This is a genomic window from Pseudomonas sp. JV449 (assembly GCF_032424295.1).
Lineage (GTDB): Bacteria > Pseudomonadota > Gammaproteobacteria > Pseudomonadales > Pseudomonadaceae > Aquipseudomonas > Aquipseudomonas marginalis.
This window is the reverse complement of sequence record NZ_VYKD01000034.1, coordinates 184,459-199,823: the sequence shown is the minus strand read 5'-3', so window position 1 is coordinate 199,823 and position 15,365 is coordinate 184,459. Positions and strand designations below refer to the sequence as shown.

Sequence of the window (15,365 nt, the reverse complement as noted above, 5' to 3'; positions counted from 1 at the left end):
ATAGGCAATGGCGCATAGAGCTTGGGGGCGGGCTCTGCCATGATGTTGCCCATCATTCGGCAAGACGCTTTGGAGTGACCATGAACTTCCACACCCGCAAATGGGTAAAACCTGAAGACCTCAACCCCAACGGCACCCTGTTCGGTGGCAGCCTGCTGCGCTGGATCGACGAAGAAGCGGCCATCTATGCCATCGTCCAACTGGGCAACCAGCGCGTGGTGACCAAGTACATCTCCGAAATCAACTTTGTCAGCGCCTCGCGCCAGGGCGACATCATCGAACTCGGGATCACTGCTACCGAGTTTGGCCGCACCTCCATCACCCTGACCTGTGAAGTGCGCAACAAGATCACCCGCAAAAGCATCCTCACCGTGGAAAAAATGGTCTTCGTCAACCTTGGCGAGGACGGTTTGCCCGCACCTCATGGGCGCACCGAGATCAAGTACGTCAAGGACCAGTTCCAGGAAGATGGCATCCGCGAGTAAACCTGCGCCGGGCCAGTGAACGCTCTTGATCAACCATAGGTCGTACCTGAACATCGCCCCCCGTTCAGGTACCACCATGGCCACGCAAGAAGACGGCAAGACCCCGAACCTGTCCCAGGAAGAGCAGCAGGACGTCGACAAGAACCAGCCGCCCCGCGCGGCGGTGCTGCATGAAATTATCCGCACCCAGGGCGATCAGGAGTTGGAGCGCAGCGTCGCCGCCTTGTGGTGGTCGGCATTGGCAGCCGGCCTGACCATGGGCCTGTCATTGATGGCCATGGGGCTGCTCAATTCACGCCTTCCGGACGGAGAGGCCTTCAAGGTGATCGCCAGCTTCGGCTACTGCGCAGGCTTTCTCGCGGTGATCCTGGCGCGCCAGCAACTGTTCACCGAAAACACCCTGACCGCCGTGCTGCCGGTGATGAGCAAGCCAACCCTGGCCAATGCCGGGCGCCTGTTGCGGCTGTGGTCGGTGGTGCTGGTGGGCAACCTCTGCGGCACGCTGTTGGTGGCGTATGTGATGCTGCATCTGCCGATCTTCGACACCAAGACCGACCTGGCCTTCCTCGAAATCGGGCGCAAGATCATGGAAAACGACGCCAGCCAGATGTTCGCCAAGGGCATCGTCTCCGGCTGGATGATCGCCACCATGGTGTGGATGATCCCGTCGATGGAAAGCGCCAAGATGTGGATCATCATTCTGATCACCTACCTGATGGCCCTGGGGGATTTCACCCATATCGTGGTGGGTTCGGCGGAAGTGTCGTACCTGGTGTTTGCCGGCGAGTTGCCGTGGAAGGATTTCTGGCTGGTGTTTGCCGGCCCCACACTGGCCGGCAATATCATCGGTGGCAGCTTTATCTTTGCGTTGATCAGTCATGCGCAGATTCGCAGCGAAAGCAAGGCACCTTCTGCTACTCACTCCGGCGCACGGGAGCAGCTTTCCCAGAGTAAGAAAAAGGCCTGATCTCGCCCCGCAAAGACTCAAACGGGTTCTTTGCGAGGCACCTGGACCAGGACTTTCAGACTTTGAGCGACGCGCTGGCAGACTCGGTGGCAATTGTGCGGTCAGGTGCATTCAGCCGCCCCTCCCACCGGGCAATAACCAATGGCGCCAGCGCGTTGCCCAGCACATTCAATGCTGTGACCGGCATATCCATCAGGCGATACACGCCTGCAATGATCGCCACTCCTTCCACGGGCAGACCCGCGGCGGTCAAGGTCGCGGTAAGGATGATAAACATGAAGCCCGGTACGCCCGCCGCGCCCTTTGATGTCAACACCATGATCAATACCAGCATTCCCTGATCAGCCAGGCTCAAGTCAATGCCATACGCCTGGGCGATGAACAACGTGCCCAACGCAGCAAAAAGCGAAGCGCCATCCAGGTTGAACGAGTAGCCCAGCGGGATAACCATGCTGGTAATAGGGCGCGGGGCGCCGTAGCGCTCCATTTTTTCGATCAATTGAGGCATGACTGTTGCTGACGCAGCGCTGCTATAGGCCAGCAATAATTCACTGCGTATCTCCCGCACCAAGTGGAAAAAGCCGACCCCCGCCAATCGTGCAACTGCTCCCAATACGCACAATGCAAATAACAGCACTGCGACATAAGTCGTGCCGATCAGTTTGGCCAGCGGCAGCAAGGCACTGAGGCCAAAGCTGGCGACGGTGACTGCGATCAGCCCGAAAATGCCGATTGGTGAGTAATGCATGACCAGATGGGTGACTTTGAACATGGTGTCGGAGATGGCCTGCATCACACCGATCAGGGGGGCCTTGCGCTGCTCGGGCAGCATAGACAAGGCGCAGCCGAACAGGATGGCGAAAAACAGCACGGAGAGCAGCTTGCCCTGCGACATGGCCAAGACGATGTTATCCGGCACAATCGCCAATAGCGTTTGCCCCAGATTCTGCGTTTTGCCGTAGGCGGCCAGTTCTGTTACTGGCGTCTGCAACGTACTGCCAAATTCGGCACCTGAGCCGGGCTCGACGACGTTTCCAACGATCAGACCAAAGACGATTGCAACACTGGTGATCGTGAAGAAGTAAACGAAGGTCTTCACGCCGACGCGTCCCAAGGCGGCAGGATTTCCCATGCCGGCAATGCCGACTGTCATGCAAGCGAAGACCAGAGGCACGACGATCATCTTCATCAGCTTGATAAACAAGTCGCCTGCCGGTTGCAGCAGATTGTCGATGAACCAGATCTTGTGTTCGGGAAACTGGTTGAGAAGGATGCCGACGATTATCCCGGCGGCCAGACCGATCATGATACGGGTGACAAGGCTGGATGGTTTTTTGGTGGTCATGTGGGTGCCCCTTATTGTTGTAGATATCAGGGATTTATTGAGCGAACAGCCCGGCGAAGTCCTTGAACCCTTTCACCTCGATGGGGTTGCCGCTGGGGTCAAGGAAAAACATCGTGCGTTGCTCGCCTGGCTCGCCAGCGAAGCGGATCACGGGCGGAATCTCGAAACATGTGCCCAGGTGGGCAAGCCGTTCGGCAAGCGTCAACCATTCCTCAAGCGGTAACACCACGCCGAGATGCGGCATCAGGACATGATGCTCACCGACCAGCCCGGTACGCGTGGTGGGAAACGGCGTCCCCAGGTGCAGTGAAAGCTGGTTCCCGAAAAAATCGAAGTCGATCCAGGTCTCGCTGCTACGGCCTTCCGTGCAGCCCAAAACATCTCGATAAAAAATGCGCGCCTGATTTAGGTCGTAAACATGATATGCAGCGTGGAAAGGTCTGTTCATGGGAGGGATCTCTGTGTGGGAGAGCCCTCAAATTAAACAGGCCGTGTACCCGGGTAAAACGGGTTCGCCTTGGTCTGAGCGAAAGGAAAACTTATGGATGTTCGATTCCTGAGAAGTCTGGTCGCCGTCATTGAAGCCGGCTCCATTGCAGCGGCCGCGCGACGTGAAAACCGTACCGCAGCGGCGATCAGCCAGCGGGTCAAGACGCTTGAGCGGACGCTGGGGTGCACGCTGCTTATGCGCACTGCGCATGCCGCGTGGCCCTCGGACCAATGCCTATTGCTGTTACCAAAAATTCAAGCAGTCATTGAGCAGGCGCGCGAGTTGCAGGAGGACCTGAGCCAGGATGGCTTGTCGGGAGAGATCAAGATCGGTGCCATTTCGACGGCATTGACCGGCGTCTTGCCGGGGGCGATAGAGCGACTGGCGTTGTCGGCACCTGGGCTGAGGCTGAAGATCACACCGGGAGACTCCAGAAGCCTCTATGAGAGATTGCTGGCCCAGGAGCTGGACGCGGCGATTCTTGTCAGGCCACCCTTTCAGCCACCCAAGGCTTTGGCGACGACCTTGTTGCGGGCTGAACCTCTGATTCTGATTGCCCCCGCTGAGTGGGGCACGCAAACGTTAGAAGCATTGCTGCGCGAGCGATCATTCATTCGCTACGACGCTCGCTCGTGGGGTGGGCAGATTGCCCAGCGTTTCCTCGATGAACAGTCCTTTGATCCGCAGGTGTTGTGTGAGCTGGATGCCTTGGAAACCATCGTCATGTTGGTCGCCCAAGGCATGGGTGTATCACTGGTACCGCAGTGGGCAGGGATGTCTCGCAATGGCCTGTGTGTCTTGCCGGTCGACGACGCGCCGCGCTATGCGCGGGATCTGGTCGTCATGCATAGCTCGACGCCGCGCCGCCCACTGGCGATGCGGCACTTGCTTGAACACCTGTGCAATTGCAGTGCACCCGTAGGCAAACGTGTGGTGTAGCGAGGTAAATCCTCACCGCTTCACTGAGGCTCGGCTACGCGCTTTACGACTCGGCCAATGGTCAAGCCCTGCACCAGGATCGACGACAGCACCACGATGTAGGTGATGCTCAGCAGCAGATCGCGCTCCGGGCCCAGCGGCAGGGCCAGCGCTAGAGCCACCGAGACCCCGCCGCGCAGGCCGCCCCAGGTCAGGATACGGATGGTGCCGCGCGGCACCGTACGCCAGCGGCGCAGCAACAGGATCGCCGGGGCCACGGTCAGCAGGCGCGACAGCAGGATCGCCACCGCCAGCAAACCGGCCGCGAACACGTGCAGCCAGTTGAACGGCAACAGCAGCAGCTCCATGCCGATCAGCGCAAACAGCAGCGCGTTGAGCATGTCGTCCAGCAATTCCCAGAAGCCGTCCAGGTAGCGCCGGGTCATGTCGTTCATCGCCAGCTTGCGTCCCAGGTTGCCGATGATCAGCCCGGCCACCACCATCGCGATCGGTGCGGAGACGTGCAGTTCGGTGGCCATCGCCGAGCCGCCGATGACCAGGGCGAGGGTCAGCATCACTTCGATCTGGTGCTGTTCGATGCTCTTGATCATCAGGTACACCAGATAGCCGATCAGCCCGCCGAAGACCACGCCGCCAATTGCCTCATGGGCGAACAGCAAGGCCGTGGCGCCCACGGTAGGCGTCTCGCCCAACTGCGCGATGCCCAGCAATACGGTAAACACCACCACCGCCGTGCCGTCGTTGAACAGGCTCTCGCCCACAATCGTGGTCTTCAGCGGTTTCGACGCATTGGCGGTTCGCAGCACGCCCAGTACCGCAATGGGGTCGGTGGGCGAGATCAGTGCGCCGAACAACAGGCAGTACAGGAAGCTCACGTGCCAGCCAAACAGGGCGAAGATGTAATACGCCAGGCTGCCGATCACCACGGTGGCGATCAACACACCGAAGGTTGCCAGCAGGCCGATGGGCCAGCGGTAGCTGCGCAGGTCGTTCAAGTTGACGTGCAAGGCGCCGGCGAACAGCAGGAACGACAGCATCCAGTTCATCAGCAGGTCGCCGAAGTCGATCTGGCCGATCAATTGCTGGATGCGCTCCTCAAGGCCTGGGTAGCCGAGCAGGCTCAGGCCTTGCAGGATCAGGGAGAACAGCAGGGCCGTGACCATCACGCCGATGGTGGGCGGCAGGCCGATAAAGCGGAAGTTCACATAGGTGAGCAGGGTAGTGAGGCAAATGAAGGCGGCGACAAGTTCAAGCATCCGGGGTCCTTGGAAGGTGGGGGGTTGTTAGTGGGGGATGGACCGCAGTGGCGGCGTGAGGTTGCAAGGTCTTGGGTGAAAGTGCGGTAGAACCTTTCGGTAGCGCGCGGCTCATAGCGGTTAGGTGCGATATTGAGTTTTTAGTGCTAGAACTCTAATCGCTGCATAAAACGACAAAAGGACTGAGTGATGACGGCTGCTTTCTGGTGTGTGTTGATCGCGATTTTTCTGCCTTACCTGTGCACGGGCGTGGCCAAGTTCAGTGGCGGCAAGTTCGGGCCGCGGCAGAACCACGACCCGCGTGCTTTCCTGGATACCCTTGAAGGGTTTGCCAAGCGCGCCCATAGTGCGCAGCTCAACAGCTTTGAAGTGACGCCCGCGTTTGCCGCCGCGGTGATTATCGCCCACCTGGCCGGCACGGCCGAACTGGTGACCATCAATGTGCTGGCCGTGCTGTTTATCACCAGCCGCCTGCTCTACATCATTTGCTACCTCGCCGACTGGGCGATACTGCGCTCGCTGGTGTGGGCGGTGGGCATGGTGTTGATTGCGAGCTTCTTCTTCGTGTCGATCTGAACCGGTTTCTGTAGGAGCGAGCTTGCTCGCGAAGAACGAACAGACGACGCGGGCTGCCAGAAAGCGCTGCGTTATCGTTGACGTTTTTCGCGAGCAAGCTCGCTCCTACGGTGTGTTTTCGGCGAGTGTCAGGTTCCGGTGGGTACATCCGGCACCTGCGGCAACGCCGCGCCCTTGGGCCATAGCATCCAGATCTGCCCTTGCTGCTTCATATTTCCCGCCAGCTCTCCGGCAGCGTCACCCGTGCCCCAGAACAAATCCGCGCGCACTTCTCCGGTGATTGCACCGCCGGTGTCCTGCGCGGCGACGGGGCGTGCCAATGGCGAGCCGTCGGGCTTGGTAGTCGACAGCCACAACAGGCTGCCCAACGGAATCACCTTGCGATCCACCGCTACGCTGTAGCCAGCGGTCAACGGCACATTCAGCGAACCGCGCGGGCCTTCATTACTGTCGGGGCGAGCGCTGAAGAAGACGTAGCTGGGGTTGCTCGCCAGCAGTTCCGGGATGCGCTCCGGGTGCGCCTTGGCCCAAGCGCTGATGGCGCCCATGGTCACGTCTTCTTTCTTCAACTCGCCTTGCTCCACCAGCCAACGGCCGATAGGGCGATAGGGGTAGCCGTTCTGGTCGCCGTAACCGACGCGCAGCTGGCGCCCGTCCTTGAGTTGAATGCGCCCCGAGCCCTGGATCTGCAGGAATTGCAGGTCCATCGGGTTGGTCAGCCAGGCAATCGGCTTGGCGGTGGAGCCTTGGCCGTTGATGGCGCTGGCATCGTCATAGGGTTTGAGCACGCGGCCTTCGAGGCGGCCGCGCAGGCGCTTGCCCTTGAGCTCCGGGTAGATGCTTTCCAGATTGACGATGATCAGGTCATCCGGCACGCCATACACGGGTACGTGAGCGGCGGCGGTCTTGGTCAGGCTGCCGGGGTAGACCGGTTCGTAGTAGCCGGTGATCAAGCCGTTGGGGGTGTTGTCAGCCGAACGCAGGCCGAACACATCCAGGCGCTCCTTGAGAAAACCGCGCACCGCCACGGCATCGGCTGGCACGGGACCCGCTGCTGCGCAGGTGGCCCCCCATATAGGGTCGGCCTTGAGGCGTTGGCAGGCGCTGCGCCAGGATTCGAAGCCGGCCAGCAGGTCGCTGTCGGACACGGCGGGCAACGCCTCCCAGGGAGCGCTTACATAGGTGGCGACGGCGTGGGGCTTGGCAGCTTCTTCTTTAGCCGTGTCTTTACCGCTGTCCTTGCCCGCGTCACAGCCTGCCAGCAGTGCAATCATCGGCAGAGCCCATGCCAGGCGGCGGCTCCAGTGTTTCAATGTGAGATTCATACAAACGGTTCCTGAAGCGATTGCCCGCGCCGTAGCGCCTGTGGGCAACCCTTATTATTAATAGGGCTATTGGTCTTTACGGGCAGGGCGAGGATACTGGCCGCCGTTTCCCGTGACCTGAGCCACCATGACTTTTAAAAAAATTACGCTTGTGCTGTTGGCCTGCCTGGCACTGTCCGCCTGCGGCGGCGTCGATCCGAATTCGCCCCTGGGCCAGCGCAAGGCGATCTTCAAGCAAATGCTCAAGACCGCTGAAGACCTGGGCGGCATGTTGCGCGGGCGCATTGCCTTCGATGGCGCGAAATTCGCCGAAGGCGCGGTCAAGCTCGATGCGCTGTCCCATGAACCGTGGAAACATTTTCCGAGCGTACGCGAAGAGGATCACACCAGCGCCAAGGACGACGTGTGGCAAAAACAGGCGCAGTTCCAGCAACTGGCCCGCGATCTGGAAGCGGCCACCGGTGAGTTGGTGAGCTCCAGCCAGGTGCAGCCCTACAAGGCCAGCAACCTTACGCCTGCCGTACAGAAAGTCGAAGATGCCTGCAGTGCCTGCCATAAACAATTTCGCGACCACTGACCGGTTTTACTGGTCGAGTTCTTCCACGGCGTCCTGTAGTTCCTTGCGTGACTCGGCGAGCTTGTCCTTGCGCTTGTTGATCTTGTCCGCGTCGCCTTTTTTCATCGCCTTGTCGAGGTCGGCCTGACGGCGGCTGACGTCGTGCTTGGCGTCGAGTACCTTGTTTTCGCGCTCCTTCCTCAAGGCGGCATCCGTGCAGTTGGCGGTGACTTCGCTCAGGGCTTTTTCCAGGCCGGCTTGCTGGTCGCTGTTGCCGTGGGCCTTGGCTTGTTCGATCTGGGTGCTGATGGCCTGGCGCTTGGCGGCGCAGCCGGTGAGTGGGGTGGCTTCTTCGGCGGCCAGCAGTGGCGTGGCCATGAAGCTTGCGACGGTCAGCAGGGCAAAAGGGGCGAGGAATTTCATGTGGAGCTCCGGGGTCGCAAATAGCAGGGTGAATTCTGCTGTGATTTAAAGGTGGCTGGGTCGGGTTCAAAACCCGTCTATTCCGGCCACACGTAATGTTTCAGCCAATGTCTGTACGTGTGGGTCGCGAAAAAAAGCGCTCAGTTGCGCTGCGCGACCCGGGCCGATGCCATCGATGGCCAGCCAGGCCTGTGTGTCTCTGGCGACCAGCGTCTGCCAGTTGCCCTCCAGGTTGCCGCGTGCCGCAGGCGGTACACCCAAGGCCTTGAGCCATTGTGCGAAGGGGCGTTGCCGAGCGCTGTGAAGGCTGTCGAGCAGCCGCGTGCGGCTGCGCTCACCGAAGCCATCAATGTTAGCAAGCTCTGCCGCATCCAGGGTTAACCAATCGAGAAAGCCTGCGATTAGACCGGCCTGGATCAATATGTTCCACGTCTCGTGGCCTATGTGTGGCAATGCCAGGCCATGGTTGCCGCTCAGCCAGGTAAGGCGTGCGAGCAGCTGTTCTTCGCAGCCGGGGTCCAGTTGCCAGCAACTCAAGGCGTGAAAGTCCCGAGGGTCGGGCACTGGCAGGTCGACCCTGGTGGTATTGCGCAGGATCACCTGGTCCAGCCGAGGGATCACTTGGCCCGCCAGGCTGATGGACACGTGGTCGCCCGGGCGAATATCCAGGGCCTGCCAGCGCTTCAAGGAGCCGGCGCTGACCCGGCTGATCCGGCGGTCGTCCAGGCGCACCGGCTCCAGTTCCAGAATGGGGGTGATGCGTCCGGTGCGGCCGATCTTGAATTGCACCTGGCGTACCAGGGCCAGGGCTTTGGAGGCGGGGTACTTCCAGGCGACCGCCCAATAAGGCGCACTGGCCTGCCAGCGTTCAGCGGGTGCGCGCTGCGCCTGGTGCAGCACCACGCCGTCACTGGCAAAGGACAGGGGGTGGTTGTACCAATAGGTGCGCCAATGTGCTGCTTCGATGATGTCCTGGACGGGCTGGCTGTAGCGCTGGCTGTCGGTGAAACCCCAGCGAGCCAGGGTGGCCAGGCGTTCGGTAAAGGCTGCGGGGCCATTCGGCCAGGCCCAGACAAACAGGCCGATGCCGGCGGCGTCGGTATCGCTCAACTGCCGACGGTTCATCAGCCCAGCCACCTTGCTGCGCGCGTTGAGCCCGCCGCGTGCCGATTGCACATGCTCGTCGAGGCGCCAATAAAGTTCGCCTTGCAGCACCAGGTCGATGGGTTCCGGCAGTTGCTGGACAATGCCGGGGATCTTGCGCGCGGAGGCCGACCAGTCCTGGCCCAGCTTGCCATCGCCACGGCTGATCACCTGTTTCAACCGCCCCTGGCGGTACACCAGGGTCACTGCAACGCCGTCCACCTTGGGTTGGATCCATACATCCTGGCGCGTGCCCAGCCAGGCGCCCACGGCTTGCTCATCCAGGCGCTTTTCGAGGCCGGTATGGGCGACCGGGTGCGGCAAGGTACCCCGTGAACTGGCCAGCGGATCATCAGGCGCCGTGGGGGTGGGCACGCACTGGCGCCAGTGGGCCAGACGCTGGCGGGCCTGGTCGTAGAGTTCATCACTGACGGGGGATTGGCCGAGGCGGTGGTAACTGTCGTCCCACAGGCGGATTTGTTCGGCCAGGGTGTCGACCTGGGCCCGGGCCTCATCAGGGCAGTTTTCAGCCCAGGCCGAAAAGGGTAGAGCGCTGAGTAGCAGAGCAATCAGTAAACGCATCATGAGCATCCTTGCTCGAAAGGGGCGCCCAGCCTAAATGATCCGTTCACCCACAAAAAAGCCCCGACGCTGCGGGGCTTTTTACCGGGTGTTTCGGCTTACTTGAACAGGCCGCCCAGCGCTTTCACGGCATCAGGCTTATCAGCCTTGGCTTCCTGGGTTTGCTGCTTGGCGTCGGCTTTGGCCTGGGCTTCGGAGAGTTTGTCACAACCTTTGTTGATCTGGTCTTGCGCTGCTTTGAAGGCCTTCACTTTCAAGCTGTCTTTGCTGGCTTCGGCCGCATCGATCTTGGTTTGCAGGTCTGCGGATTGCTTTTGGCAGTCGCCGGAATTGCCGACACCCAGCTGGGAGCCCAGGGCGCCACTCAATGCGCTCAGGTCGGCGGCGTGGGCCGGCAGGGCGAACAGGCTGATCAGAAGGGCGGCAGGGGCGAGCGTGGAGATGCGCATGAAAAACCTCAATGTTCGATTGCCTGCGCACTTATGAGTCCCGGGCGGGTGCAGGGCAATATCCAAAATAAGGTGAAGGCCCGAGAGGGCGCGGATTCTAGAGGGCCATTATTGTGCCTGCAAGCTTTGGATCCAAAAAATGTGAAGGCGGTCCCGCAGGCAAGAAAAAGCCCCGCCGGGCAAACCCGGCGAGGCTTTATGTACCGTGGGCGATTACAGGCCGGCGGCAGTGCGCAGGTCGTTGGCGCGGTCGGTTTTTTCCCAGGTAAAGGTGGTGAAGGTGTCGTCCCCGACGGTCTTCTGCGCTGGGGTACGACCGAAGTGGCCGTAGGCTGCGGTTTCCTGGTACATCGGGTGCAGCAGGTCGAGCATGGTGGTGATCGCGTAAGGGCGCAGGTCGAAGATCTCGCGCACCAGCTTGATGATCTTGTCATCGCTGATCTTGCCGGTGCCGAAGGTATTCAGCGAGATCGACGTAGGCTGGGCCACGCCGATGGCGTAGGACACCTGAATCTCGCAACGCTCGGCGAGGCCGGCAGCAACGATGTTCTTGGCCACGTAGCGACCGGCGTAGGCGGCCGAACGGTCAACCTTGGATGGGTCTTTACCGGAGAAAGCGCCACCGCCGTGACGAGCCATGCCGCCGTAGCTGTCGACGATGATCTTGCGACCGGTCAGGCCGCAGTCACCTACCGGGCCGCCAATGATGAACTGGCCGGTCGGGTTGATGTGGAACTGGGTGTCCTTGCTCAGCAGTTCGGCCGGCAGCACGTGCTTGACGATCAGCTCCATCACGCCTTCGCGCAGGTCAGCGTAGGAAACGTCCGGGTTGTGCTGGGTCGACAGTACGACGGCGTCAATGCCGACCACCTTGCCGCCTTCGTAGCGGCAGGTCACCTGGGACTTGGCGTCCGGGCGCAGCCAAGGCAGCACGCCGGATTTACGCGCTTCGGCCTGGCGTTGCACGAGCTGGTGCGAGAAGGTGATCGGGGCTGGCATCAGCACCTCGGTTTCGTTGCTGGCGTAGCCGAACATCAGGCCCTGGTCGCCGGCGCCCTGGTCTTCCGGCTTGGCACGGTCGACGCCCTGGTTGATGTCGGGCGACTGCTTGCCGATGATGTTCATCACGCCGCAGGTCGCACCGTCGAAACCGACGTCGGAGCTGTTGTAGCCGATGTCGGTGATCACGTCACGAACGATCTGCTCCAGGTCAACCCAGGCGGTAGTGGTCACTTCGCCGGCGATGATCGCTACACCGGTTTTCACCAGGGTCTCGCACGCCACACGGGCGAACTTGTCTTCAGCGATGATGGCATCCAGCACCGCATCAGAAATCTGGTCGGCGATTTTGTCCGGATGCCCTTCAGACACGGACTCGGAGGTGAAAAGGGAGTATTCGCTCATCTCGATGTTTTCCTGATATTTACCGATGGTGAGTGTCGCCAGTCGGTCGCTGAAAGTGGCGGACCTGGATCTGGAAACCATTACGTAAACCTACATAGAGGCTTTCCCCGGGAACGAGTCCCGCAGCGGTGGCCCAACGGGCCAGATCGTCCTGTTCAAAACCCAACCAGAGATCACCGCAGGCCTCCCTGGCCCAATTCTGGTTGTGGCTGCATAAATCCGTAACCAACAGGCTACCGCCGGGGTGCAGCAACCCGGCCATTTGCTTTAAAGCGTCGGCGGGGGCGGCGAAATGGTGCAAGACCATGTTCAGCACCACGCAATCGGCCTTGATCGTTGTGCTGCTCAGGGCATCAGCCAACTGCAGGCTGACATTGCCCAACGCCTCGCGCTCACAGAGCTGGCGTGCCAGTTCGAGCATCGCCGGGCTGTTGTCCAGCGCCGTGACCTGCCGAAAGCGGCGTGCCAGTTCCGGCAGGAAGCCGCCATCTCCAGGCCCGACTTCCAGCGCCGTCGCTTCTTCACTGAAGCTCAGCTTGTCCAGCAGCGCCAGTACGCTGTCGCGGTATTGGGCCAGGCCTGCGATCAAGTCCTGCTGGGCGCGAAATTTCTCGGCAACCCGTGCGAAAAAGTCCTGGCTCGCGGCGGCACGTTGCCCGTGGACCTGGCCGATGCGTGACTGCACGTCATGGGGCAGGCTCAGGCTGTCCACTTCCTCAAGCAGGGCCGCGTGCAACTTGCCGCCGAGCAGGTCGGCGTGGGGCAGGGCGCGGCGGTAGAAAATCGCATTGCCTTCGCGGCGGGTGGCGACCAGGTCGGCCTGGGCCAGCACCTTCAGGTGGTGGCTCATGCCCGACTGGCCGATGGCGAAGATCTGTGCCAGTTCCAGTACGCCGAATGAGTCGTTGGTCAGTGCGCGCAATACGTTCAGACGCAATGGGTCGCCAGCGGCCTTGCACAAGGCTGCCAGCTCTTCGCCGTCGTCAGGACGCAGGGTGGGCACGGGTAGGTTCATAAGGCCAGCAGTCTAGTGACGGGTGAGTATCCCCGCAAGGTCAATATCAAAAAGTTTTGATATTGATCGATAAGTGGCGGTTATAAGCAGCCGCTATAACCTTTAGACGAAGCGGTTAAAGGTTTCTGCAAGCGATTGCTGCCCAAAGCACAGGAAAAACACCTGCAAGTGACTATCTGTCATTGCCCGCAGGCGGTGGCTGAGGGAAAATGCCGATCCTTTTTTCCGTTTCTTTTAATCATTCACTCTTCAAAATCCTCAGGAGAACAGCGATGCCCAGCCGTCGTGAGCGTGCCAACGCCATTCGTGCCCTCAGCATGGATGCCGTGCAAAAAGCCAACAGCGGCCATCCCGGTGCCCCGATGGGCATGGCGGATATCGCCGAGGTACTTTGGCGTGATTACCTGAAGCACAACCCGAGCAACCCGTCGTTCGCCGACCGTGACCGCTTCGTACTGTCCAACGGCCACGGCTCGATGCTGATCTACTCGCTGCTGCACCTGACCGGCTACGACGTCACCATCGATGACCTCAAGAGCTTCCGCCAGCTGCACAGCCGCACCCCGGGTCACCCGGAATTCGGCTACACCCCGGGCGTCGAGACCACCACCGGTCCCCTGGGCCAAGGCCTGGCCAACGCCGTGGGCTTCGCGCTGGCCGAAAAAGTCCTGGGCGCGCAGTTCAACCGCCCTGGCCACGACATCGTCGATCACCACACCTATGTGTTCCTGGGTGATGGCTGCATGATGGAAGGCATTTCCCACGAAGTCGCGTCCCTGGCCGGCACCCTGGGCCTGGGCAAGCTGATCGCCTTCTACGATGACAACGGTATCTCCATCGACGGCGAAGTCGAAGGCTGGTTCACCGATGACACCCCCAAGCGTTTCGAAGCCTACAACTGGCAGGTAATCCGCAATGTCGACGGCCACGATCCGGAAGAGATCAAGACCGCCATCGACACCGCCCACAAGAGCGCGCAGCCGACCCTGATCTGCTGCAAGACCACCATCGGCTTCGGCTCGCCGAACAAGCAAGGCAAGGAAGATTGCCACGGCGCCCCATTGGGTGACGCGGAAATCGCCCTGACTCGCGCCGCGCTGAAGTGGAACCACGGCCCGTTCGAAATCCCGGCCGACATCTACGCCGAATGGGATGCCAAGGAAAAAGGCCTGGCCACCGAAGCCGAGTGGGACCAGCGTTTCGCCGCCTACTCCGCCGAATTCCCGGAATTGGCCAACGAGCTGGTGCGTCGCCTGGCCGGTGACCTGCCTGCCGATTTCTCGGAAAAAGCCTCGGCCTACATTGCTGAAGTCGCGGCCAAGGGCGAGACCATCGCCAGCCGTAAAGCCAGCCAGAACACCCTGAACGCCTTTGGCCCGCTGCTGCCTGAGTTCCTCGGCGGTTCGGCCGACCTGGCCGGTTCCAACCTGACCCTGTGGAAAGGCTGCAAAGGTGTCTCGGCCGAAGACGCCAGCGGCAACTACATGTACTACGGCGTGCGCGAATTCGGCATGAGCGCCATCATGAACGGCGTGTCCCTGCACGGCGGCCTGGTGCCTTACGGCGCGACCTTCCTGATGTTCATGGAGTACGCGCGCAATGCCGTACGTATGGCCGCGCTGATGAAGAAGCGCGTGATCCATGTGTACACCCACGACTCCATCGGCCTCGGCGAAGACGGCCCGACGCACCAGCCGGTCGAGCAACTGACCAGCCTGCGCACCACGCCGAACCTGGATTGCTGGCGCCCAGCCGACGCGGTGGAATCCGCGGTGGCCTGGAAGCACGCGATCGAGCGCAAGGACGGCCCTTCGGCGCTGATCTTCTCCCGTCAGAACCTGCAACACCAGGTGCGTACCGACGCGCAGATCGCCGACATCAGCCGTGGCGGCTACGTGCTCAAGGACTGCATCGGCGAGCCCGAGCTGATCCTGATCTCCACCGGTTCCGAAGTGGGCCTGACCGTTCAGGCGTACGACAAGCTGACTGCCCAAGGCCGTAACGTGCGCGTTGTGTCCATGCCGTGCACCAGCGTGTTCGAAGCCCAGGACGCCGGCTACAAGCAATCGGTCCTGCCGTTGCAGGTCAGCGCGCGTATCGCCATCGAAGCGGCTCACGCCGACTACTGGTACAAGTACGTGGGCCTGGAAGGCCGCGTGATCGGCATGACCACCTACGGTGAGTCGGCGCCGGCGCCAGCGTTGTTCGAAGAGTTCGGTTTCACCCTGGAAAATATCCTGGGTCAGGCTGAAGAGCTGCTGGAAGACTAAAGCGCTAACGCGGTGGCCTACTGGTCACCGCCTCTACTGTAGGAGCGAGCTTGCTCGCGAAGATCGTTAACGATAACGCAGCGTTTCTGGTTTAACGCGGCGCTCTCAGGTTCTTCGCGAGCAAGCTCGCTCCTACAGTG

Annotated in this window: 15 protein-coding genes; 6 read left to right on the top strand and 9 right to left on the bottom strand. The window is 61.0% G+C overall.

Annotated elements, in window-relative coordinates:
- Positions 1 to 80: 80 nt before the first annotated feature.
- Complete coding sequence (locus F6S08_RS30030; protein ID WP_065925501.1) at positions 81 to 485, top strand: acyl-CoA thioesterase; 405 nt, start codon at positions 81 to 83, stop codon at positions 483 to 485.
- Between the two features lie 76 nt (positions 486 to 561).
- The gene (locus F6S08_RS30025) at positions 562 to 1,452 is read left to right on the top strand and encodes a formate/nitrite transporter family protein (protein WP_065925500.1); all 891 of its coding nucleotides are present in this window, start codon (positions 562 to 564) and stop codon (positions 1,450 to 1,452) included.
- Between the two features lie 55 nt (positions 1,453 to 1,507).
- Here F6S08_RS30025 and F6S08_RS30020 read toward each other — a convergent pair whose 3' ends face one another.
- Positions 1,508 to 2,797: a cation:dicarboxylate symporter family transporter gene (locus F6S08_RS30020; protein WP_235865614.1), complete on the bottom strand. Its 1,290-nt coding sequence runs from the start codon at positions 2,795 to 2,797 to the stop codon at positions 1,508 to 1,510.
- A gap of 34 nt (positions 2,798 to 2,831) precedes the next feature.
- Positions 2,832 to 3,245 carry a VOC family protein gene (locus F6S08_RS30015; RefSeq protein ID WP_065925499.1) on the bottom strand — a complete coding sequence of 138 codons (414 nt, stop codon included), beginning with the start codon at positions 3,243 to 3,245 and terminating at the stop codon, positions 2,832 to 2,834.
- A 93-nt stretch (positions 3,246 to 3,338) separates the two neighbouring features.
- Here F6S08_RS30015 and F6S08_RS30010 point away from each other — a divergent pair, with 93 nt between their 5' ends.
- Complete coding sequence (locus F6S08_RS30010) at positions 3,339 to 4,226, top strand: LysR family transcriptional regulator (RefSeq protein ID WP_137212373.1); 888 nt, start codon at positions 3,339 to 3,341, stop codon at positions 4,224 to 4,226.
- Between the two features lie 20 nt (positions 4,227 to 4,246).
- Here the strand turns inward: F6S08_RS30010 and F6S08_RS30005 are convergent, their stop codons facing one another.
- Positions 4,247 to 5,482: a cation:proton antiporter gene (locus F6S08_RS30005; protein ID WP_065925497.1), complete on the bottom strand. Its 1,236-nt coding sequence runs from the start codon at positions 5,480 to 5,482 to the stop codon at positions 4,247 to 4,249.
- A 189-nt stretch (positions 5,483 to 5,671) separates the two neighbouring features.
- Here F6S08_RS30005 and F6S08_RS30000 point away from each other — a divergent pair, with 189 nt between their 5' ends.
- A complete protein-coding gene (locus F6S08_RS30000) occupies positions 5,672 to 6,058 on the top strand; it encodes an MAPEG family protein (RefSeq protein WP_065925496.1) in 387 nt (128 codons plus the stop codon).
- Between the two features lie 128 nt (positions 6,059 to 6,186).
- Here F6S08_RS30000 and F6S08_RS29995 read toward each other — a convergent pair whose 3' ends face one another.
- Positions 6,187 to 7,383, bottom strand: a complete 1,197-nt coding sequence (locus F6S08_RS29995) for a murein transglycosylase A (RefSeq protein WP_065925495.1) — start codon at positions 7,381 to 7,383, stop codon at positions 6,187 to 6,189.
- Between the two features lie 127 nt (positions 7,384 to 7,510).
- Here F6S08_RS29995 and F6S08_RS29990 point away from each other — a divergent pair, with 127 nt between their 5' ends.
- A complete protein-coding gene (locus F6S08_RS29990) occupies positions 7,511 to 7,960 on the top strand; it encodes a cytochrome c (protein WP_315872701.1) in 450 nt (149 codons plus the stop codon).
- 6 nt (positions 7,961 to 7,966) lie between these two features.
- Here the strand turns inward: F6S08_RS29990 and F6S08_RS29985 are convergent, their stop codons facing one another.
- The 5 genes from F6S08_RS29985 to F6S08_RS29965 all read right to left on the bottom strand — a co-directional run bounded on the left by F6S08_RS29985 (position 7,967) and on the right by F6S08_RS29965 (position 12,955).
- Positions 7,967 to 8,362 (bottom strand): DUF1090 domain-containing protein, encoded by a 396-nt coding sequence (locus tag F6S08_RS29985; RefSeq protein WP_065925493.1) that lies wholly within the window; start codon positions 8,360 to 8,362, stop codon positions 7,967 to 7,969.
- A gap of 66 nt (positions 8,363 to 8,428) precedes the next feature.
- Positions 8,429 to 10,090, bottom strand: a complete 1,662-nt coding sequence (ligB, locus tag F6S08_RS29980) for an NAD-dependent DNA ligase LigB (RefSeq protein WP_315872700.1) — start codon at positions 10,088 to 10,090, stop codon at positions 8,429 to 8,431.
- 95 nt (positions 10,091 to 10,185) lie between these two features.
- Complete coding sequence (locus tag F6S08_RS29975; RefSeq protein ID WP_065925491.1) at positions 10,186 to 10,536, bottom strand: hypothetical protein; 351 nt, start codon at positions 10,534 to 10,536, stop codon at positions 10,186 to 10,188.
- A 213-nt stretch (positions 10,537 to 10,749) separates the two neighbouring features.
- Positions 10,750 to 11,940 (bottom strand): methionine adenosyltransferase, encoded by a 1,191-nt coding sequence (metK, locus tag F6S08_RS29970; protein ID WP_065925490.1) that lies wholly within the window; start codon positions 11,938 to 11,940, stop codon positions 10,750 to 10,752.
- 19 nt (positions 11,941 to 11,959) lie between these two features.
- Positions 11,960 to 12,955 (bottom strand): ArsR/SmtB family transcription factor, encoded by a 996-nt coding sequence (locus F6S08_RS29965; RefSeq protein ID WP_027606041.1) that lies wholly within the window; start codon positions 12,953 to 12,955, stop codon positions 11,960 to 11,962.
- Between the two features lie 272 nt (positions 12,956 to 13,227).
- On the opposite strand from F6S08_RS29965, the gene tkt reads away from it, so the two are divergent.
- Complete coding sequence (gene tkt, locus F6S08_RS29960; protein ID WP_315872699.1) at positions 13,228 to 15,225, top strand: transketolase; 1,998 nt, start codon at positions 13,228 to 13,230, stop codon at positions 15,223 to 15,225.
- Positions 15,226 to 15,365 lie beyond the last annotated feature (140 nt).